The organism is Lysobacter sp. Soil_N_23, from assembly GCF_057656135.1.
On record NZ_JBDGKY010000014.1, the window covers coordinates 104216 to 125024 of the forward strand.

General features: G+C 65.9%; 13 protein-coding genes and 1 pseudogene. 7 read left to right on the forward strand and 7 right to left on the reverse strand.

Translation table 11 applies throughout. The features are described 5' to 3' along the window. Window positions 1-49: 49 nt before the first annotated feature. Both AC3A3X_RS12080 and murJ read right to left on the reverse strand, forming a co-directional pair. Window positions 50-991: a bifunctional riboflavin kinase/FAD synthetase gene (locus tag AC3A3X_RS12080; RefSeq protein WP_487583271.1), complete on the reverse strand. Its 942-nt coding sequence runs from the start codon at window positions 989-991 to the stop codon at window positions 50-52. Window positions 992-1083: 92 nt separating this feature from the next. Then, window positions 1084-2709, reverse strand: coding sequence for a murein biosynthesis integral membrane protein MurJ (gene murJ, locus AC3A3X_RS12085; RefSeq protein ID WP_487583272.1), 1626 nt, complete (start codon window positions 2707-2709; stop codon window positions 1084-1086). Window positions 2710-2828: 119 nt separating this feature from the next. On the opposite strand from murJ, the gene rpsT reads away from it, so the two are divergent. Next, complete coding sequence (gene rpsT, locus AC3A3X_RS12090; protein WP_158731471.1) at window positions 2829-3098, forward strand: 30S ribosomal protein S20; 270 nt, start codon at window positions 2829-2831, stop codon at window positions 3096-3098. Window positions 3099-3234: 136 nt separating this feature from the next. Here rpsT and obgE read toward each other — a convergent pair whose 3' ends face one another. The 3 genes from obgE to rplU form a co-directional block, all read right to left on the reverse strand. Continuing rightward, window positions 3235-4314: a GTPase ObgE gene (gene obgE, locus AC3A3X_RS12095; RefSeq protein ID WP_487583273.1), complete on the reverse strand. Its 1080-nt coding sequence runs from the start codon at window positions 4312-4314 to the stop codon at window positions 3235-3237. A gap of 233 nt (window positions 4315-4547) precedes the next feature. Beyond that, window positions 4548-4805: a 50S ribosomal protein L27 gene (gene rpmA, locus AC3A3X_RS12100; RefSeq protein ID WP_487583274.1), complete on the reverse strand. Its 258-nt coding sequence runs from the start codon at window positions 4803-4805 to the stop codon at window positions 4548-4550. A gap of 15 nt (window positions 4806-4820) precedes the next feature. Beyond that, on the reverse strand, window positions 4821-5129 hold the full coding sequence (rplU, locus tag AC3A3X_RS12105) for a 50S ribosomal protein L21 (protein ID WP_158731474.1): 309 nt from the start codon (window positions 5127-5129) through the stop codon (window positions 4821-4823). A 230-nt stretch (window positions 5130-5359) separates the two neighbouring features. Between rplU and AC3A3X_RS12110 the strand changes: the two genes are divergently transcribed. The 5 genes and pseudogenes from AC3A3X_RS12110 to AC3A3X_RS12130 all read left to right on the forward strand — a co-directional run bounded on the left by AC3A3X_RS12110 (window position 5360) and on the right by AC3A3X_RS12130 (window position 13889). Continuing rightward, window positions 5360-6415: an OmpA family protein gene (locus AC3A3X_RS12110; RefSeq protein WP_487583275.1), complete on the forward strand. Its 1056-nt coding sequence runs from the start codon at window positions 5360-5362 to the stop codon at window positions 6413-6415. Window positions 6416-6995: 580 nt separating this feature from the next. After that, the gene (locus AC3A3X_RS12115; RefSeq protein WP_487583276.1) at window positions 6996-9074 is read left to right on the forward strand and encodes a S8 family peptidase; all 2079 of its coding nucleotides are present in this window, start codon (window positions 6996-6998) and stop codon (window positions 9072-9074) included. An 87-nt stretch (window positions 9075-9161) separates the two neighbouring features. Further along, complete coding sequence (locus AC3A3X_RS12120) at window positions 9162-10034, forward strand: OmpA family protein (protein WP_487583277.1); 873 nt, start codon at window positions 9162-9164, stop codon at window positions 10032-10034. 394 nt (window positions 10035-10428) lie between these two features. After that, window positions 10429-13305: pseudogene (uvrA, locus tag AC3A3X_RS12125) on the forward strand (excinuclease ABC subunit UvrA); the annotation flags it as partial. Between the two features lie 206 nt (window positions 13306-13511). Beyond that, window positions 13512-13889, forward strand: coding sequence for an acyl-CoA thioesterase (locus tag AC3A3X_RS12130; protein WP_487583285.1), 378 nt, complete (start codon window positions 13512-13514; stop codon window positions 13887-13889). 82 nt (window positions 13890-13971) lie between these two features. Here AC3A3X_RS12130 and AC3A3X_RS12135 read toward each other — a convergent pair whose 3' ends face one another. Continuing rightward, window positions 13972-16317: an Orn/Lys/Arg family decarboxylase gene (locus AC3A3X_RS12135; RefSeq protein ID WP_487583278.1), complete on the reverse strand. Its 2346-nt coding sequence runs from the start codon at window positions 16315-16317 to the stop codon at window positions 13972-13974. 122 nt (window positions 16318-16439) lie between these two features. After that, window positions 16440-18689, reverse strand: a complete 2250-nt coding sequence (gene speC, locus AC3A3X_RS12140) for an ornithine decarboxylase (RefSeq protein WP_487583279.1) — start codon at window positions 18687-18689, stop codon at window positions 16440-16442. Window positions 18690-19125: 436 nt separating this feature from the next. Between speC and potE the strand changes: the two genes are divergently transcribed. Continuing rightward, on the forward strand, window positions 19126-20478 hold the full coding sequence (gene potE, locus AC3A3X_RS12145) for a putrescine-ornithine antiporter (protein WP_487583280.1): 1353 nt from the start codon (window positions 19126-19128) through the stop codon (window positions 20476-20478). Window positions 20479-20809 lie beyond the last annotated feature (331 nt).

Below are 20809 nucleotides of genomic sequence, written 5' to 3' on the forward strand. Positions count from 1 at the left end.
GCAGGGTGGCTTTGTACTGGTTGGTGTCGTTATTGGTCACAGCGTGCGCTCAGGCGAAAACTTCTTGCGAAAGGATGGCGCGCGCCTGCTCGGCGTCGCGGTGCATCTGCGCGGTCAGTGCCGGCAGATCGGAGAATTTCAGTTCGTCACGCAGCTTGGCGACGAATTCGACTTCGATGCGCCGACCGTAGAGGTCGCCGCTGAAGTCGAACAGGTGCGCTTCGAGCAACGGCTCCACGCCGGCCACGGTCGGACGCGTGCCCAGGCTCGACACGGAGGCGCGCGGCTTGTCGCCGACGCCGTGCACCCAGGTCGCGTAGATACCCGACAGCGCCGGGGTCTTGCCGGCAAAGCGCAGGTTGGCGGTCGGAAAGCCGAGCGTGCGGCCGAGGCGCTTGCCCGGCACGACGTGGCCGTCGATCGCATAGGGCCGACCGAGCAGGTCTGCGGCCGCGTCGAAATCGCCGGCGAGCAGGGCTTCGCGGATCTTCGTGCTCGACACGCGCTCGCCGTCGAGCAGGAACGGCTCGATCTCGCCGGCATTGAAGCCATGCTCGGCACCCATCTGCTGCAACAGCGCGATGTCGCCGGCGCGGCCCTTGCCGAAGCGGAACTCCGGCCCGACCCAGACTTCGCGCGCCGACAGCCGCCCCATCAGCACGGTTCGGACGAAATCTCCGGCCGACATGCTGCTGAAGCGACGATCGAAGCGCAGCAGGCCCAGCTGGTCGGCGCCGAGGGCGAACAGGCGCTCGGCCTTGGCATGGGTCAGCAGCAACCGCGGCGGCGGTGCCGCCGGGGCGAAGAACTCGCGCGGCAGCGGTTCGAAGCTGAGAACGACCGCTTCCACGCCCAACGCGCGGGCACGGGCAACCGTGTGGCGCACCAGCGCCTGATGCCCGAGATGCAGGCCGTCGAATGCGCCGATGCAGACCACACTGCCGTGCGGGCACCGGGACCCGCCCTCGACGTCACGAAAAAGCCTGCTCATTGCCATCAAGTATAGCCGGGGCAAGGGATTTCCATTCCCTGAAGACTCGTCATCCCCGCGCAGGCGGGAATGACGGGTGATCAGGCACTTGCTCAGTGCCCGCGCAGGTCGCGCGGGCGGATGCCCTGCAGCCACAGCGCGGCGGCATAGGCGATGCCGCCGGCGCCGACCAGCACGCCCAGCTTCCACACCCGCTCCCACCACGGCCACTCGCCCCAGCCCTGCCAACCCCACAGGATGGCCAGCAGCACCGCCGTCATCGCAATGCTGGCCACGGCAATCTGGCGCAGGAAACGGCGCCAGCCCGGCTGCATCTCGTAGACCTTGGCGCGGCTGAGGTACCACCACAGCTGCAGGGCGTTGGTCCAGCCGGCAATCGCAATCGCCAGCGCCAGCAATGCGTGCGCGCCGGGGATGCGACCCAGGGCATCGAGCAGGCCGGTCGACTGCGCCCGTGCCGCGGCACCGACATCGGTCAGGAACAGCAGCCCCAACATCAACGTGACGGTCATCAGCACGTTCACCGCCACCGACACCACCGCCGACTTCACCGGCGTCCTGGTGTCCTGGCGCGAATAGAAGCCCGGCGCCAGCACCTTCACCAGCAGGAACGCCGGCACCGCGGTCGACTGCGCGATCAGGCTCAGCTGCGCCATGCGCGTGTCCTCGGCGCTGAAATGACCGTGCTGGAACAGAGCGGCGATCAGCGGCTTGGCGCACAGCACCAGGCCGATGCAGGCCGGCACGCCGATCATCATGCAAAGGCGGAAACCCCAGTCCAGGCCGCGCGAGAAGCCCTTGGGATCGGTGTCGGCGTGGCGCGCCGACAGGTGCGGCAGGATCACCGTGCCGATGGCGACGCCGAACATGCCCAGCGGGAATTCCAGCAGGCGGTCGGTGTAGTACAGCCAGGTCACGCTGCCGCTGATCAGGAACGAGGCCATTACCGTGTTCAACAGCAGGTTGACCTGCGCCACCGAAGAACCGAACAGTGTCGGCACCATCAGCTTCATGATCTTGCGCACGCCGCCGTGCGAGCCGCCCCAGCGCGGTCGCGGCAGCAGGCCCAGCCGTGCCAGCGACGGCAACTGGAACACCAACTGCGCGATGCCGGCGGCGAACACGCCCCAGGCCAGCGCCAGCACCGGCTCGTAGCCCCACGCCTTCAGCTGCGGCGCCAGGCACAGCGCGGCCAGGATCATCGAGATGTTCAGCAGCACCGGCGACAATGCCGGGATGGCGAAGCGCTTGTAGCTGTTGAGGATGCCGCCGACGAACGAGGCCAGCGAGATGAACAGCGCATAGGGAAAGGTGATGCGCAGCATCAGCTCGGCCAGCTTGCTCTGCTCGCTGCCGGGCTCGAAGCCGGGCGCGAACAGGCGCATGACCACCGGCGCGAAGATCACCGCCAGGGCCGTGATCACCAGCAGCGCGGCGGTCAGGGTGCCGGCGACACGGTCGATCAGCTCCTTGACCGCGGCCTCGTCATGCCTGGCCTTGTACTCGGCCAGCACCGGCACGAAGGCCATCGAGAACGAGCCCTCGGCCGAGAGCCGGCGCATGAAATTGGGGATCCGGAAGGCCACCACGAAGGCGTCCATGGCCCAGCTGGACCCAAACACGGCCGCATAGATCTGGTCCCGCACCAGCCCGGAGAGGCGCGAGATGAACGTCATCGCGCTGAAAACGGTTGTAGAGCGCAACAGCCCCCCACTCATCGGCCCTTCCCCCAGCTGCTGACCCACCCCGTGTTGACCCAGGCCACTGAATCGGCCATACTTTCCGGTCTGATTTTCCGCATTCTCAATTTTCTCTTACCAGTTTCCAGGAATTCGCCGTGGCAAACATCAAGTCCGCCAAAAAGCGCGCCAAGCAGACCGTCGTCCGCAATGCCCGCAACGCCAGCCAGCGTTCGATGCTGCGTACCGCTGTGAAGAAGGTGCTCAAGGCCCTGGGCGAGAGCGACGCCGCCGGCGCCGAGGCCGCCTTCGCAGTCGCTCAGCCGATCCTCGATCGCTTCAGCTCGCGTGGTCTCATCCACAAGAACAAGGCTGCCCGTCACAAGGCCCGCCTGAACGCTCGCATCAAGGCGCTCAAGGTTGCCTGATACGGCTGACGCGCCGGCATCGCCGGCGCGGAGGTTGCAGCAGTAGCCAAGTTCGTCGCCCTGCCCGGCTTCACCGCCGGCAGCGCAAAACAAAAACCCGGCCGATGCCGGGTTTTTTGTTGCCTGTGCGACAGGCTTACGGAGCATGCGGGCCTTCTGCCTGCGCGGCCTCCAGCGCTTCTGCACGCTGGCGGTCGAAGAAGGCCATCACGTCCTGCATGATCGGGAACGTACCTTCGCGACCGATCGCCGAGACCATGTACCAGCGATCCTTCCAGCCCAGCTCGTCGATGATCGCCTGGGCCGCGGCCTGCTGTTCTTCTTCCAGCAGCAGGTCGGCCTTGTTGAGCACCAGCCAACGTGGCTTGTCGAGCAGTTCCGGGTCGTGCCTGGCCAGCTCGCGCTCGATCGCGCGCACCTGTTGGGCCGGGCTCAGTCGCTCGCTGCCTGCTTCCTCGTCGAACGACATCGGTGCCATGTCCACCAGGTGCAGCAGCAAGCGCGTGCGCTGCAGATGGCGCAGGAACTGCGCGCCCAGGCCGGCACCGTCGGCAGCGCCTTCGATCAGGCCCGGGATATCGGCGATGACGAAGCTGCGATGCGCTTCGACGCTGACGACACCGAGATTGGGATAAAGCGTGGTGAACGGATAGTCGGCAACCTTGGGAGTCGCCGCCGACACCGCGCGGATCAGCGTGCTCTTGCCGGCGTTGGGGAAGCCGAGCAGGCCGACGTCGGCCAGCAGCTTGAGTTCGAGCTTGAGCTCGCGCTCCTCGCCCGGCAGGCCCGGCAGCGCCTTGCGCGGCGAGCGGTTGACCGAGCTCTTGAAATGCATGTTACCCAGGCCGCCACTGCCGCCCTTGGCCACAAGCAGGCGATCGCCGTGGCTGACCAGGTCGCCGATGACTTCATCGGTGCCGACGTTGGTGATCACGGTGCCGACCGGAACGGTGATGACCAGGTCTTCGCCGGCCTTGCCGTACATCTGCCGGCCCATGCCGTTCTCGCCGCGCTTGGCGCGGAACTGGCGCTGGTGGCGGAAGTCGACCAGGGTGTTGAGGTTCTCGTCGGCGACCAGCCAGACGCTGCCGCCAGCTCCGCCGTCGCCACCATCGGGACCGCCGAGCGGGATGAATTTTTCACGGCGGAAGCCAACGCAGCCATTGCCGCCGTTGCCTGCGCTGACCTGGATTTCGGCTTCGTCGACGAGTTTCATGGGCTCTACTGCAAATGCGGGAATGGGGAACAGGGAACAGGGAACGGCGGGGTGCGGGCGCTTGAAGTGTAGAACTCCAGCTGCTTGTCTGCAGGCCGACCACAGGAAGGATCCGGGAACCGACAGTTCCCTGTTCCCTGTTCCCTGTTCCCTGTTCCCTGTTCCCGCTTTTCATTCTGTTGAAACGAAAAGCCCCGCCGAAGCGGGGCCCCTCGCTGCAGCTTCGGATCCGATTACTCGGAAACGACGCTGACGGTGCGACGCTTCTTCGGGCCCTTGGTCGCGAACTCGACCTTGCCGTCGACCAGCGCGAACAGGGTGTGATCGCGGCCGAGACCGACGCCGGTACCCGGGTGGAACTGGGTGCCGCGCTGACGCACGATGATGTTGCCGGCCTCGATGGCCTGGCCGCCGTACATCTTCACGCCGAGGTACTTCGGGTTGGAGTCGCGGCCGTTACGGGTGGAACCTACGCCCTTTTTGTGTGCCATGGCTGCTTCTCCTGATTAACCGGCGATGCCGGTGATTTCGATTTCGGTGTAATGCTGACGGTGACCCATCTGCTTGCGGTGATGCTTGCGGCGACGGAACTTCACGATGCGCACCTTGTCGGCGCGGCCGTGGCCGACGACCTTGGCGGAGACGGTGGCACCCTTGAGGGCGTCGCCGATCTTCACGCCGTCGCTGCCGCCCAGCATCAGGACGTTGTCGAGCTTGATCTCGCTGCCGACTTCGGCATCGAGCAGTTCAACGCGCAGGGTTTCGCCCTGCATCACGCGGTATTGCTTACCGCCGGTGACTACTACTGCGTACATGACCAGATTCCTCTGTAGTTATTTTGGTCGCTGCCGCACCCAAAACCGGGCGGACAGAAGCGGAATTTTAGGGGTTTCAGCGGGTTACGGCAAGTCCTGGGCCACTGCCGCGGCCACGGGGGCCACAGACGGCCTGCCGCCCCCTTAACGCCGCCCATGCTGTACTGCCCGGGGATCGGGGCTGGATGCCCGCAGCCTCCGTCCGGGGCACCTGAGCGGGAGGAAACGCCATGTTCAGCCAGATTCTAGAGCAGGTGACCCGCCGGTTCGGCCTCGATCCGGACCAGGCCAAGCGCTTGATGGGCCTGCTGGTGGCACAGGTCTTCAACCCCAAGCACGGCGGTCCCGCCGGTTTCATCCAGTCGTTCAGGAACCAGGGGCTGGGCGAGTTGATGGACTCCTGGCTCGGGTCCGGGCCAAACCAGCCGATCACGCCCACCCAGCTTGAAGGCGTCCTGGGAAGCGACACCCTTGCCAGCTTCGGCACCCGCCTGGACTTGCCGGCGGCCACCGTCGGCAGCGCCGCGGCGGCGATGCTGCCCGAGGCGATCGATGAGCTGAGCGAGCATGGCGACCTGCCGGTCGCGGCCAGTCCGCTGTCGCAGAAGCTCGAGCACTGGTTTGGCGGCATCGGCATCGGACTGGACGAGTTCGGGCAGTGGGCGGCAGCGTCCGCCGTGGGCGCCGCCGGCGTCGCGGCAGCAGCACCGCTGCGACCCGATCCACCTGCGGTCGCGCCCTCCCCCTCCCGATCGAAAGCCCATCACTGGCTGCCGTGGCTGCTGATCGGTGTGGTGATCATCGCCGCGGTGCTGCTGCCTCGCGGTTGCCACGGCGAACGCACCGGCGTCACCGATGCGCCAACCACCGCGGGCAATGGCGATGCGGCCACGCAGGCGCTGGACCTGCTGATCTCGCGCGACTTCACCGCCGACGACCTGGTGCATGCGCTGAACCTGATGGTGGTGCACTTCGACAGTGACAGCGCGCGCATCTCCGTGCAGAGCGACGCGATCCTCGCCAAGGCAGCCGCTGCGATCAAGGCATCGCCTGCGGGGACGCACATCGAGATCGGCGGCCACACCGACAACAGCGGCGATGCCGCATCCAACCTCAAGCTCTCGCAGGATCGCGCCGACGCGGTGAAGCAGCGACTGATCGAACAAGGCGTCGATGCGGCAAGCCTTACCAGCATCGGCCACGGACAGGATCAACCGGTCGCCGACAACGCGACCGACGAAGGCCGCGCGCGCAATCGCCGCATTGATTTCAGCGTTGTGAAGTAGTCGACACTTTCACGCAGCGTCGACACGTGTGCGTCATGCGTGTTGCGCATTCATCATTGACGAGCCTGATCGCGAATGCATTTCGTGCATGCGCGTGCACACTTTTCGCCGCACAACGCTTGCACTTCGCCAATGATTTGGAATACGTTCACGTTGTGAGCGGCTACAGGGGGCTGCATCACGATCGATGATCCCACGCGGCTGCGTGTCAACGCGGCAGAGGGATTGAGCGCGGCTCAAATGGACGCGATTCAAAACGGGAGCCCTGGCATGTCACTGGAAGGATCCAGTCCGTCCGTAGCCGACGGTGATGCATTGCCTACCCTGGTCGCGACGACGCCCGCATTCGCGACAACCCTTCTCTTCGACATCCGCGCTGCGCCCGTGGGCGTGTCTGCGCGCCTGCGCCGTCTTCCCAGTTCAACCATCCCGCGTGCCGGCACACGACTGCAATGCAGCGTCCGCGCCTTTGGCACACACCCTGTCGGGCGACACGGAACTGCTCCGCTGTAGCCGACACGAACCCCGGTGCCAGGGGGAGGCGCCGGGATCTCCTGAGCAGCCAACAAAGGATGTTGTCATGACTCGCAAGACTCGCTCCCTGAAGTGGACCGCGCTGGCCATCGCCACGGCGTTCATCGTCGCACCTGCTGCCAACTCGGGCGGGAAGCTGCCCAACGTCAGCACGTCCAAGGTTTCCACCGTCTCCAAGCAAGCGGCAAAGGCGGCCAGGAAACAGCCTGTGCAGTACGACCGCTTCATCATCACCTACAGATCCGACGCCAAGAGGTTGAGCGCTGCCGCAAGTGGCACGCAACTGGCCTCGGCCGCCAAGACGCTGGGCCTGGGCATCGCACCGATGCGCACGCTGGCGACCGGCAGCTCGCTGATCCGCACCGATCGCAAGCTCGACCTCGTCGCAACCAAGCAGCTGATGGTCGAGCTGATGAAGGATCCGGCCGTGCTCGCCGTCGAGCCCGATCGCCTGCGCAAGCCGCTGATGGTGCCCAACGATCCGCTGTATGCGCAGCAGTGGCACTACAAGAACGGCCCGGGCGGCATCAACGTCGAGCCGGCATGGGACATCAGCACCGGTTCGGGCGTGGTGGTCGCAGTGCTCGACACCGGCAGCACGCCGCATTCGGAGTTGAACGGCCAGTACGTTGCCGGCTACGACTTCATCTTCGACCCGGAAGTCAGCGTCGATGGCGACGGTCGCGACGCCGATCCGAACGATCCGGGCGACTGGCACGACGGTGAGTGCAACATCTTCGGCATTCCCGAGGACAGCAGCTGGCACGGCACGCATGTCGCCGGCACGGTCGCGGCCGCGACCAACAACGGCGTCGGCGTGGCCGGCGTAGCGTTCGGCGCGAAGGTGCAGCCGGTACGCGTGCTCGGCAAGTGCGGTGGTTACGAGTCCGACATCATCGATGCGGTGACGTGGGCTTCGGGCGGCACCGTTGCCGGTGTTCCGGCCAACGCCACGCCGGCCGAAGTGATCAACCTCAGCCTCGGTGGCGGTGGCGCCTGCTCCGTCGCCGAACAGGCGGCCTACACCGCGGCGGTCGGTCGCGGCACCACGGTGGTGGTATCGGCGGGCAACTCGTCCGACGATGCGGCCAACTACTCACCGGCAAGCTGCAACGACGTGATCACGGTGGCCTCGGTCGGCCCGACCGGCACGATCTCGGACTTCTCCAACTACGGCACGGTCGTCGACGTCGCCGCACCAGGCGGTTCAGGCTTCAACCCGGCCGCGGACAACATCCTGTCCACGCTCAACCTCGGCCTGCAGGGCCAGGAAGGCGAAGGCTATGCCTGGTACGCGGGTACCTCGATGTCGGCACCGCACGTGTCCGGCACGATCGCCCTGATGCAGGCCGCGGCGGCAACGCCGAAGACCCCGGCGCAGATCAAGAAGATCCTCGAGAACACCGCCTATGCATCCGGCGGATTCGCCGGTGGTTGCAGCTACGACAACTATTGCGGCGCCGGCATCATCGACGCCCGCTACGCCGTGGCCGTCGCCGCCGGTACCGAAGCACTGCCGCCGGACGTCCCGCCGCCGCCGCCGCCGCCGCCGGCCACCCCGCTGAGCAACGGCGTCACCGTCACCGGCATCACCGTCGCCGCCAACGGCACGATCCGCTACGAGCTGCTGGTCCCCAACGGCGCGGCCAACCTGTTGTTCGCCATGTACGGCGGCACCGGCGATGCCGACATCTACGTCCGTCGCGGAGCCGAGCCAACGTTGACGGCGTATGACTGCCGACCGTTCAGCGCCGGCAACAACGAGAACTGCTTCTTCCCGGCACCGCAGGGCGGCAAGTGGTACGTGACCATCCGCGGCTTCAGTGCGGCCACCGGCGTGTCGCTGTATCCCAGCTTCACCGACGCCAACTGGCCGCGTTCGGTCGAGGCCGATGCCACCGCGCTCGACAACCACCGCACGCGCGTCGACCTGACCTGGACCCACGGCAAGAAGAACATCGACATCTACCGCAACGGCGCCATCCTCAAGACCGTGAAGAACAAGAGCGCTGCCACCGATACGTTCCGCATCATCGGCAGCGGCACGATGAGCTACAAGCTGTGCAACAACGGTACGCAGGAGTGCGCCGATCCGGTCGAGATCGAATACGCATCGCACAAGTAAGCGCAGTGGAAACCCACGAGGGCCCGGTTCGCCGGGCCCTCCCTTTCGTGAAGCCATGCTCCCGGAGCGCCCATGAAGCCAGTCCGCATGACTGCATCACCCACCCTTGCCACGCCATCGCGGGCGGCGCTTGTCGCCGCGGTGATGCTCGCCGCCGTGATTGCCGTCGCCGGCTGCAGCCGTGACGCCGCACCGGCGCCATCGGCGCAGGCCGCAGCGGATACTGCCGCCGCGCCGCCGGCCGCGCGGTTCGAGGCGCGCCTGAACCTGGTCAACAACAACGGCACCGTGCGCTATGACGGAACCATCGGCAGCGAGGCCAGTCGCAAGGCGATCGAGGCGATGCTGCGCCAGGCCTACGGACCCGGCATCTCCGGCTCGCTCGCGGTGGACGCGGCCGCAAGGCCGGCGCCGTGGCAGGTGAATCTGCCGCAGTTCCTGACCGCATTCACGATGCCCGGTGCCGCGATCGGCTTCGACGGGCAGCGCATCGAGCTCAGTGGCTACGCATCGGAGCCCGACCGCGCCGCCCTGCTCGCCCGCGCCGAACAGCTTTTCCCGGGCTACGCCTTCACCGGCCTGTTCCGCGGCGTGGCGGGCGCCGGCCCTGACGACGCCGCAAAGGCGCTGGCGGGGCTCAAGGCCGGCGCGTCGGCAGGCGAGGTCGTTCAGGCTCTGAACGAGACACCGATCCAGTTCATCGACGGCAGCGCCCAGGTCAGCCCGGACAGCCTGGCGGTGCTGAGCCAGGCCGCCAAGGCGATCCAGGGCAGCGGCGGTGAGCGCCGGATCGAGATCACCGGCCCTGCCGGCGCCGGCGAGGACCTGGCGCTGTCGCAGCAGCGCGCCGAGGCGATCAAGGTGCAGTTGATCGTCAATGGCGTCAGCCCGGCCTCGATCGAGACCCGGGGGCATCCCGCTGGAGCGAGCGAAAGCGGCGCCAGCTTCCGGCTTCTGTAGGGCATCGGCGCTTCGCCCTCACCCCAACCCCTCTCCCGCAAGCGGGAGAGGGGCCAGGCTGCCATCACGGACCGACAAACAGCCCCTTCTTGGGGCATGACGGCGAAGCAACGACACTGGGTCCCCGCCTTCGCGGGGATGACGGTACAAAGCCCCTCTCCCGCTTGCGGGAGAGGGGTTGGGGTGAGGGCATGACGGCGAAGCAAAGTCACTGGGTCCCCGCCTTCGCGACACGACTGGCGCGCCCGGCAGGCCGCCCAGGACTGAACACCCCCACCAGCCCCGCCCTGCGGGCCTTCCAAAACTACTAATTGCCCCCATCTTCGCCAGTCGATACGCTCCCCTGTTCGCCGACGCATTACGCAGCGGCGACCTCCTCCCAGACAGGCAACCGATGGCGCTGGACTACATCCGCATCCGCGGCGCGCGGACGCACAATCTCAAGAACATCGATCTCGACCTGCCGCGCGACAAACTGATCGTGATTACCGGCCTGTCGGGCTCGGGCAAGTCGTCACTCGCCTTCGACACCATCTACGCCGAAGGCCAGCGCCGCTACGTCGAGTCCCTCTCGGCCTACGCACGCCAGTTCCTGTCGGTGATGGAAAAGCCCGATGTCGACCACATCGAAGGCCTCTCGCCGGCGATCTCGATCGAACAGAAATCGACCTCGCACAACCCGCGATCGACCGTCGGCACCATCACCGAGATCTACGACTACCTGCGCCTGCTCTACGCCCGCGTCGGCACCCCGCGCTGCCCCGACCACGGCTACCCGCTGGAAGCCCAGACCGTCAGCCAGATGGTCGACCAGGTCATCGCCCTGGGCGATACCGAAGAAGGCCGCGAGCAGCGCTACATGCTGCTGGCGCCGGTGATCCGCGAGCGCAAGGGCGAGCACGCCCAGGTCTTCGAACAACTGCGCGCACAAGGCTACGTCCGCGTGCGCGTCGACGGCGAACTCTACGAGATCGACGCCGTCCCGCCGCTGGCACTGCGCGTCAAGCACACCATCGAAGCCGTGATCGACCGCTTCAAGCCGCGCGAGGACATCAAGCAGCGCCTGGCCGAATCGTTCGAAACCGCCCTCAAGCTCGGCGACGGCATGGCCCAAGTGATGTCGCTCGACAACGCCGATGCCGCCCCGCTGCTGTTCTCGTCCAAGTACAGCTGCCCGGTCTGCGACTACTCGCTGCCCGAACTCGAACCGCGCCTGTTCTCGTTCAACTCGCCGATCGGCGCCTGCCCGACCTGCGACGGCCTGGGCGTTGCGCAGTTCTTCGATCCCTCGCGCGTGGTCGTGCATCCGGAGCTGTCGCTCTCGGCCGGTGCCGTGCGCGGCTGGGACCGCCGCAATGCCTACTACTTCCAGCTGATCCAGTCGCTGGCCAAGCACTACAAGTTCGACGTCGACGCAGTCTGGCAGACGCTGCCGGAGAAGGTGCGGCAGGCCGTGCTGTTCGGCAGCGGCGAAGAGCTGGTGACCTTCACCTACCTCACCGAGAGCGGCGGCCGCAGCCAGCGCAAGCATCGCTTCGAAGGCATCGTCCCCAACCTCGAGCGCCGTTACCGCGAGACCGAGTCGGCGGCGGTGCGCGAGGAACTGGCCAAGTACATCAGCGAACGCGCCTGCACCGATTGCGGCGGCGCCCGCCTGAATCGTTCTGCGCGCAACGTCTTCGTCGCCGATCGCCCGCTGCCGCAGATCGTGGTGCTGCCGGTCGACGAGGCGCTGTCGTTCTTCAAGGGCCTCAACCTGCCCGGCTGGCGCGGCGAGATCGCCACCAAGATCGTCAAGGAGATCAGCGATCGCCTGCGCTTCCTGGTCGATGTCGGCCTCGACTACCTGACCCTGGAGCGCAAGGCCGATTCGCTGTCGGGCGGTGAAGCCCAGCGCATCCGTCTTGCCTCGCAGATCGGCGCCGGCCTGGTCGGCGTGATGTACGTGCTCGACGAGCCGTCGATCGGCCTGCACCAGCGCGACAACGAGCGCCTGCTCGGTACGCTCACGCGCCTGCGCGACCTGGGCAACACCGTGATCGTGGTCGAACACGACGAGGACGCGATCCGCCTGGCCGACTACGTCGTCGACATCGGCCCCGGTGCCGGCGTGCACGGCGGCGAAGTCATCGCCCACGGCCAGCTCGCCGACCTGCTCAAGGCACCGCGCTCGCTGACCGGCCAGTACCTCAGCGGCAAGAAGCGCATCGAGATCCCGAGCAAGCGCCACAAGCCCGACCCCAAGACCACCTTCCACCTGCGCGGCGCCACCGGCAACAACCTCAAGGACGTCGATCTGGCCGTGCCGAGCGGGCTGTTCACCGCCGTCACCGGCGTGTCGGGTTCGGGCAAGTCGACGCTGATCAACGACACGCTGTTCGCGATCGCCGCCAACGAACTCAACGGCGCCTCGCACACGCCGGCGCCGCACCGCGAGTACGAGAACATCGAGTTGTGGGACAAGGTCGTCGACATCGATCAGTCGCCGATCGGCCGCACGCCTCGTAGTAACCCGGCCACTTACACCGGCCTGTTCACGCCGCTGCGCGAACTGTTCGCGCAGGTGCCCGAGGCGCGTTCGCGCGGTTACTCGCCGGGCCGCTTCAGCTTCAACGTGCGCGGCGGCCGCTGCGAAGCCTGCCAGGGCGACGGCCTGATCAAGGTCGAGATGCACTTCCTGCCCGACGTGTACGTCCCGTGCGACGTCTGCGGCGGCAAGCGCTACAACCGCGAGACGCTGGAAGTCCTCTACAAGGGCTACAACATCAACGACGTGCTGGAGATGACGGTCGAGGATGCGCTGGGCCTGTTCGAGGCGATCCCGGCGATCGCGCGCAAGCTCGAAACGCTGATGGACGTCGGCCTGAGCTACATCAAGCTCGGCCAGAGCGCGACCACGCTGTCCGGCGGCGAGGCGCAGCGCGTCAAGCTGTCGAAGGAACTGTCGCGGCGCGACACCGGCCGCACGCTCTACATCCTCGACGAGCCCACCACTGGCCTGCACTTCCACGACATCGAACACCTGCTGGCCGTGCTGCACCGCCTGCGCGACGACGGCAACACCGTGGTCGTGATCGAGCACAACCTCGACGTGATCAAGACCGCCGACTGGGTCATCGACCTGGGCCCGGAAGGCGGCCACCGTGGCGGCACCATCCTCGCCACCGGCACGCCGGAGCACATCGCCAGCCTGACCCACTCCCACACCGGCCGCTTCCTCGCCCCGCTGCTCGGCGCGAAACCGGAAGCCACCGGCAAGAAGACGAACAAGAAGAAAACCGCCGCATGAGCGACACCCCCGCTGCAAATGGCGACCCGTCGAAGACGGGTCGAAGCACCGCACGCAAGCGCAAGCCGGCTGCAAAGAAGTCCGTCAAGACCAGCACCGACAAGTCCCAGCCGGTAACCGCGCCGGCCGCCGAACCGGAAGCGGCGACACCCTCGGCGCCCGCACCGGTTGCCCTGATCCGCGTGCCGATGTCGGTACGCTGGCGCGACCTGGACGCGTTCAACCACGTCAACAATTCCAAGTACCTGAGCTACCTCGAGGAAGCCCGCCTGCACTGGATGCTGTCGGTGCCGGGACAAGGGCTGGACGAGCACGTCGCCCCTGTCGTCGCCGCGGCCAACCTCAATTACCGTCGCCCGATCGAATGGCCGGCGCAGGTCGCCATCGAGCTGTTCGTCGACCGGCTGGGCAACAGCAGCGTCAGCATCGGCCACCGCATCGTCGATGCCGCCGATGACAGCGTGCTGTATTGCGACGGCAATGTGGTGATGGTGTGGATCGATCGCGGCAACGGCCGCGCCGCGCCGCTGCCGGACGCCGTGCGCGAGGCCTGCTCGCAACACTGATCGATTGTCGTCCCGAGCGCAGCGAGGGACCTGTTGTTTCGCCGTGGAAAACAGATCCCTCGCTACGCTCGGGATGACAAGGTCAGCGCTTCCGGGCCACCTTCTTCGCCGGCCTGGTCGCCTTGGCAGCCTTGCCTGCCACGCCTTCGAGCGTGACCTTGGCCCACAGGTCGCCGTTGCCGTCGGCGTGCACGTTCTGCACTTCGCGCCCGAAGCCGGGGAAACGCTTGCCGAAGGCTTCCACGGCGATCAGGAACTTCACGATCGTCCCGCCCCCGGCCTCGACGCGTTCGCCCGGCATCAGCACCGGAATGCCAGGCGGATAGGGCACGATCATCAACGCCGCCACGCGACCTGGCAGGTCGGCAATCCGGACTTCCTCGGTCTGGCCATGGATCAGCTGCTGATAGGCCGCCGAGGGCGTGAGCACCTGCTCCGACAACACCTCACCCGCTGCATTGGCCATGGCCTGCAGATCGAGCTCGGTCATCACCTGGTGCATCTCGTCACATAGTTGCGGCAACGTCATGCCGCCATAGCGCCGCGGGTAGGCGTGAACCAGCTCCGGCAGGGCCTCCTCGAGCGGGGCCTTGCGGTCGTAGAGACGTTTGAACGCCATGAGCGTCTCCAGCAGCGTGCCCCACTTGCCCTGGGTGGTACCCACCGAGAACAGCACCAGCACCGTGTAGTCACCGGTGCGGGCGATCTCCTGGCGGCGCGCGTCAAGGAACTTCGACAGGATCGTGCCGGGAACGCCGCGCTTGGCGATCTTGCCCTTGGCGTCGGTGCCTGGGCACAGGATGGTGACCTTGGTCGGATCGAGCATGCAGAAGTCGCCGGCGACGACCTCATCGGGGATGCCGTGCCAGCTTTCGCCGGAGCGCAGCGTCCAGCATCCGGGGTCATTGCACAGCACGTCGGTCGCCGCGTCGGCCAGGTCGACCTTCTTCTTGCCGACCGTGACCTGATCGGGCTGGAACAACGAGAAGAACCACTCGCCCTCTTCCTTGAAGCGCTTGTTGACCGAGGCCACCGCCTTGCGGAACTCGACCGCATAACTGACCGTCTCGCGCAGCAGCGCACTGCCGGACGGTTCGTCCATCATCGCGCTGGCAATATCCAGCGAGGCGATCAGCGGATAGAACGGCGAGGTGGTGCCGTGCATCATGAAGGCTTCCTTGATCGGAGCCCATTCCATCTTGCCGCGCTCGCTGTTGCTGACGTGGATGTAGGACGCCATCGAGAACGCCGGCAACATCTTGTGCGTGGACTGCACCGAAAATACTGTTGGCCGGTTCTTCATGTCGCGCGGCACGCCCATGGCGAAGCGGTGCTTGAACAGCGGATGGAACTTCCCGTAGGCGTACCAGGCCTCGTCGAAGTGCACGCGCGGCACGCTGTCCGCCAGCATCTCGGCGACCTTGTCGACGTTGTAGAGCATGCCGTCGTAGGTGGGATTGGTGACCACCGCGTGCACCGGCGCGCTCGACCTGGCGCCCGCGGCCAGCGGCGAATCGGCAACCAGCTTGTCGATATGCGCCTTGGCGAACCGCTTGGGCGGAATCAGCCCGATCATGCCGTAGCCATTGCGGCTGGGCTGGAAGTACACCGGCCGCGACCCTGCCAGCGTCATCGCGTGGTTGAGCGACTTGTGGCAGTTGCGGTCGACCACCACCATCTCATCGTTGCCGACCGCCGCCTGCACGACGATGCGGTTGGAGGCCGACGAACCGGCCAGCACATAGAAGGTCCAGTCGGCGCCGAACACGCGCGCCGCCATCCGCTGCGATTCCGCGGGAGGCCCCTCGATGTCCAGCCATGAGCCCAGCTCGACATTGGAGATGCCGATGTCGGCGCGCATGATGTTCTCGCCGAAGAAGCGGTGGAACTCGGCGCCGGCCGGGTGCTTGAGGTAGGCCGCGCCACCCATGTGACCCGGGGCATCCCACTGATAGGTGCCCTCCTCGGTCAGCTTCTTCAACGCCTTGAAGTACGGCGGCAGCATGCCGTTGTGATAATCGTCGATGGCGAAGCGCACGCGCTTGGCGAAGAATTCCGGCGTCTCGCCGATCAGGTTCACGTACTCGCGGACCTCGCGGACCACGCTCATCGGCAGGTTGCGGGTGGTGACACCACGGCTGAGCAGGAAGATCGGGATGCGCAGCGATTTCTCGCGCACCGCGCGGATGATCTCCAGCACCGCCTTCTCGCTCATGCGGGCGGTTTCACCCAGGTCCCAGTCGATCGCCACGCACGAGTAGGAGGCCGAGCCCTGGGCAATGATCAGCCCGTCCTCGCAACTGTGCGCGCGCAGCACCTCGATGCCCTGGTCCTGCACTGCCTGGCCCAGCCGCGTGAGCGCCAGTGCATAGGCCGAGCCCTGATCGGGAAGGTCGGTGGTGACATACAGCACCCAAGGGTTGGTCATGGACATGGCGATTCCTCTGTATGCCTGGCGCCGCTACGCGGCTGCCAGTGAAGGTGGGCCGCGGCGACTTCATCCCACGCGGCGTAAATTCCGGATAAAACCCACGTGCGCCGCGCCAGTACTCATTCCTGCACGACGTAGGTGTAGAAGCGGATCCGGCCTTCTTCCTGGACCTGGTAGACGCCCTGGACCTCGTAGGAGAACCCCGGGAAGCGGTTGCAGTTCTCCTCGAACGCCAGGAAGTAGTCGATCATCGGCTTGGCCTTGGCGTCGTAGCGCTCGCCCGGAATGATGATGCCGATGCCCGGCGGGTAGATCAGCGCGAGAGTTGCAGCGATCCGTCCGGACACTTCGCTCATCGGCACGAAGTCCACCTCGCCGCCGACCAGCGCTTCGTTTGCCTCGCGCGCGGACATCGCCTGTTCCGGGAACGACTCGTAGCGGAAACTGAGCCGCTGCAGTTCCTTGATGTCCTTGGCGACGAAGTAGTCGTGCATCTCCTGCGCGACCCGGCGCAGCGAGTAGTCGCGATAGCGCGCTTCGTTGCGCTGGTATAGGCCGGGCACGACCTCGGCCAGCGGGCTGTCGGCTTCGTAGTGGTCGCGGAAGCGTTCGAGCGCGGCCAGCAGCATCGCCATCTTGCCCTCGCCCACCGCCGGGGTCATCAGGAACAGGATGCTGTAGAGGTCGTTCTTCTCCGGGATGACATTGTTCTCGCGCAGGAAGTTGGCGAGGATCGTGGCCGGGATGCCGCTCTTGGCGTAGTTGCCGGTGGCCGCATCGATTCCGGCCGTGGTCAGCATCAGCTTGGTCGGGTCGACCATCGCCGCGTCTTCGCCCAGGTTGCGGAAGCCATGCCAGGATGCGCCGGGCGCCAGTTGCCAGTAGGCCTGCTCGCGCGCCAGCACCTCGGTCGGCACGTCCTCCCACGGCACGCTGCGACCTTCGTACTCGACCTTGTCCGGCACGAACGGATTGATGAAGCCGGGGAAGCGCCTGCGCACCGCCTTGCGCCCCTCGATGCCGAGCTTGACCATGTCGTCCCACAGCACCCGTCCGGCCTTGTCGGCATGCATCTGCGCATTGACGTCGAGGCTGGAGAACAGCGGGTAGAACGGCGATGTCGATGCCTGCAGCATGAACATCTCGTTGAAGCGCTTGTGGTTGACGCGGAATGGCTTGTCGCGGATATGCTCGTCGCGCACGTGGATCTGCGAGGCCTGCGAGAAACCTGCGAGCTGCTTGTGCGTCGACTGCGTGGCGATCACGCCGGGTGAATCGCCATCGAGCTTGAGCCCCATGCTGAAGTGGTCCTCCATCAGCGGATGGAACGCGCCGAACCCGGCCCAGGCCTCGTCGAAGTGGATGTACTGGCACAGGTGGCCGATCTTCTCCAGCACCTTGCGGGCGTTGTAGACGGTGCCGTCATACGTGCACTGCTCGATGATCGCCACGCGGATCGGGCGCTCGCGCTTCCAGGCATCGGTCCCGGCCAGGCGCGGATGGTGCTTGAGCTTGTCGCGGATCGAGGTCTCGTCGAACGCCGACCAGTCGATCGGCCCGACCATGCCAAAGCCGTTGCGGTCGGTCTCCAGGTAGATCGGAATCGCACCGGCCATCAACAGCGCGCCATGGTGGTTGGATTTGTGGTTGTTGCGGTCGAACAGCACGATGTCCTTGCTGCGCAGCAACGAGGTGTTGACCACCTTGTTGGAGGATGACGTGCCATTGAGGACGAAGTAGGTGCGATCGGACTGGAAGACCTTGGCCGCGCCACGCTGCGCAGCCAGTGCCGGCCCTTCGTGGATCAGCAGGTCGCCAAGGGCAACCATCGCGTTGCAGATGTCGTCGCGGAACACGTTCTCGCCCATGTGCTCGTAGAACAGCCGGCCGACCGGATGGCGCATGAACATCTGCCCGCCCTGGTGCCCCGGGCAGGCCCAGGTGCGGTTGGCGTCGTAGTCGTACTTCATCAACTCGCCGAAGAACGGCGTGCGCAGGCTCAGCGCATAGCGCTCGATCGATGCGAGCAGACGCTTCTCGTAGAAGTCACGGGTTTCCAGGTCGGCGATCAGCACGCCGTCGAGCGATTTGAGGAAGGGCTCGGCCAGCGCTTCGTCGTCGCGACCGCTGATCATGAAGATCGGCATGCGCAGGCCACGCTCATCGCGGGCGTCCACCACGGCCTGGGCACCGTCGCGGGCGACGACGATCGCGCCGAGGTCGGCGCCGCCACGGATCGCCTGCGGGATCTGTTCCAGATCGATCGAGGTCACCGGGAAGTGCAGTTCGTCCTCGATCACCTGGGCGACCACGCCACTGTGTTCGCCGACCACAAGGATTCGAAAGAAGCGTTCGAGGGGAATGCTCATGGAGGAGTCCTCTTCCTTGTCGTCTGGCAATGGGGCATCCACGGGCGGTCAATCCGGCCCGCAGATGCGCGCACCCTAGCAAGTCAGTTGTGAGCGTTTCGCCAGTGTGAGGGCGACCATTCGTCAGCACCGCGTGGCGCCGGTCCGGGTTTCACGCGGAGATTACAAGCGCTGTGAAAATCTCGCGGCGATCTCCAGATGAACCGGGGGAAGCACTGCCGTCAACTGGCCTTGTCCGCCACGTCCAGGCACTGCCGGGTTCGAACCATCGCTTCCGTTTCGCGCGCATCTTGTTCTGCCGCGCATCACCGTCGTTTGTGTCCGCACGACGAGTCCTTCGCGACACGAATTCCGAGGCACCCCTTCCGCCCATCGCGGACCGATTCCAGCACGACTTGCAACGCCTGAAGTTCCGATCCACCCAACGGAGCCTGTCATGAGCGAGTCCCATCAGAAAATGAATGTGTTCCAGCTGACCGTCATCACGCTGGTCAACATGATGGGCTCGGGCATCATCCTGCTGCCAAGCAAGCTGGCCGAGATCGGCACGATCACGATCTTCTCCTGGCTCTTCACCGCCGGCGGCTCGATTGCCCTTGCCTACGTCTTCGCCCGTTGCGGCATGCTCAGCAAGAAGCCCGGCGGCATGGGTGGCTACGCCGAGTACGCCTTCGGCAAGGGCGGCAACTACATGGCGAACTACACCTACGGTTTGTCACTGGTGATCGGCAACGTCGCCATCGGCGTCACCGCAGTGGGCTATGCCACCGTCCTGTTCGGCGCAACTCTGAGCCCGATGCAGACCTGCTTCTGGACCATCGTGCTGCTGTGGCTGACCACGTTCGCCAACTTCGGCGGCGCCAGCATCACCGGCAAGATCGGTTCGGTAACGGTGTGGGGCGTGATCCTGCCGGTGGTGCTGATCTCGCTGATCGGCTGGTTCTGGTTCAGCCCGAGCACCTGGGCCGCTGCGTGGAACCCGCATGAGATGAGCTTCTGGGCCGCAGTTGGCAGTTCGATCTCGGTCACTCTGTGGGCGTTCCTCGGGCTGGAATCGGCCTGCGCGAATGCCGACGCCGTCGAGAATCCCGAGAAGAACGTGCCGATCGCAGTGCTCGTCGCGACGATCGGCGCCGCCGTCATCTACATCGTTTCGACCAATGTGATCGCCGGCATGATCCCCAACGCCGAGCTGGCCAAGTCCAGCGCGCCGTTCGGGCTCGCGTACGAGTACATGTTCAGCCCGGGCGTGGGCAAGACCGTGACTGCGTTGATGGTCATCGCCTGCATCGGCTCGCTGCTGGGCTGGCAGTTCACCGTTGCCCAGGTGTTCAAGAGCTCGGCGGATGTGGGCTACTTCCTGTCGGTTTTCAGCCGCGTCACCAAGATCGGTACGCCGATCACCGGCATGCTGATCCTGCTTGCCGTCCAGACCGGTCTGGCGCTGATGACGGCGAGCCCGGACCTGAGCGAGACCTTCGGCAAGGTCGTGAACCTGGCGGTGGTGACCAACCTTGTGCCGTACGTGATGTCGATGGCAGCCATCGTCACCATCCAGAACGTGGCCAACATTCCCAAGACCAAGGCGCGGCTGACCAACGTCATTGCGCTGATCGCCACGATCTACAGCTTCTATGCCCTCTACAGCTCCGGCACCGAGGCGATCGTGCTGGGTGGCATCTGCATCTTCCTGGGTTGGTCGCTGTTCGGCTTCTTCGTCGCCAACCGGTTCTATCGGATGGAACAGGAAGCGCACGTGCCGGAACCGGGCAAGTCGTTCCAGACCTGACCAAGGTGCACGTGCCGGCATACCGACCCGGCATCGGATATAGCATCCACATCAATCCCCGGCCCTGGAAAGGGCCGGGGATTGTTTTGGTTCGTCTCCCGAGTGAGGGAGCGGGGAGCTCATGGGCGTAACGTCACTGGGTCCCCGCCTTCGCGGGGATGACGGTCTTCCAATGACGGTGGGAGCCCCTCTCCCGCTTGCGGGAGAGGGGTTGGGGTGAGGGCCGCGCAACGAATTGCTGGAGCGTCGTCCGACGGGCCGGGGATTGCTCCGCAGCGGGACATGGATGTCCCGCGCCCCGCATTCGGACAGGATGTCCGACTAAGGGGCG

Excerpts from the sequence above, each read along its gene's own strand:
- AC3A3X_RS12130 (WP_487583285.1), top strand. The coding sequence starts at position 13,512 with ATGTCGGTACGCTGGCGCGACCTGGACGCGTTCAACCACGTCAACAAT.
- AC3A3X_RS12120 (WP_487583277.1), top strand. The coding sequence starts at position 9,162 with ATGACTGCATCACCCACCCTTGCCACGCCATCGCGGGCGGCGCTTGTC.
- rplU (WP_158731474.1), bottom strand. The coding sequence starts at position 5,129 with ATGTACGCAGTAGTAGTCACCGGCGGTAAGCAATACCGCGTGATGCAG.
- obgE (WP_487583273.1), bottom strand. The coding sequence starts at position 4,314 with ATGAAACTCGTCGACGAAGCCGAAATCCAGGTCAGCGCAGGCAACGGC.
- rpmA (WP_487583274.1), bottom strand. The coding sequence starts at position 4,805 with ATGGCACACAAAAAGGGCGTAGGTTCCACCCGTAACGGCCGCGACTCC.
- potE (WP_487583280.1), top strand. The coding sequence starts at position 19,126 with ATGAGCGAGTCCCATCAGAAAATGAATGTGTTCCAGCTGACCGTCATC.
- AC3A3X_RS12115 (WP_487583276.1), top strand. The coding sequence starts at position 6,996 with ATGACTCGCAAGACTCGCTCCCTGAAGTGGACCGCGCTGGCCATCGCC.
- AC3A3X_RS12135 (WP_487583278.1), bottom strand. The coding sequence starts at position 16,317 with ATGACCAACCCTTGGGTGCTGTATGTCACCACCGACCTTCCCGATCAG.
- AC3A3X_RS12080 (WP_487583271.1), bottom strand. The coding sequence starts at position 991 with ATGAGCAGGCTTTTTCGTGACGTCGAGGGCGGGTCCCGGTGCCCGCAC.
- speC (WP_487583279.1), bottom strand. The coding sequence starts at position 18,689 with ATGAGCATTCCCCTCGAACGCTTCTTTCGAATCCTTGTGGTCGGCGAA.
- murJ (WP_487583272.1), bottom strand. The coding sequence starts at position 2,709 with ATGAGTGGGGGGCTGTTGCGCTCTACAACCGTTTTCAGCGCGATGACG.
- AC3A3X_RS12110 (WP_487583275.1), top strand. The coding sequence starts at position 5,360 with ATGTTCAGCCAGATTCTAGAGCAGGTGACCCGCCGGTTCGGCCTCGAT.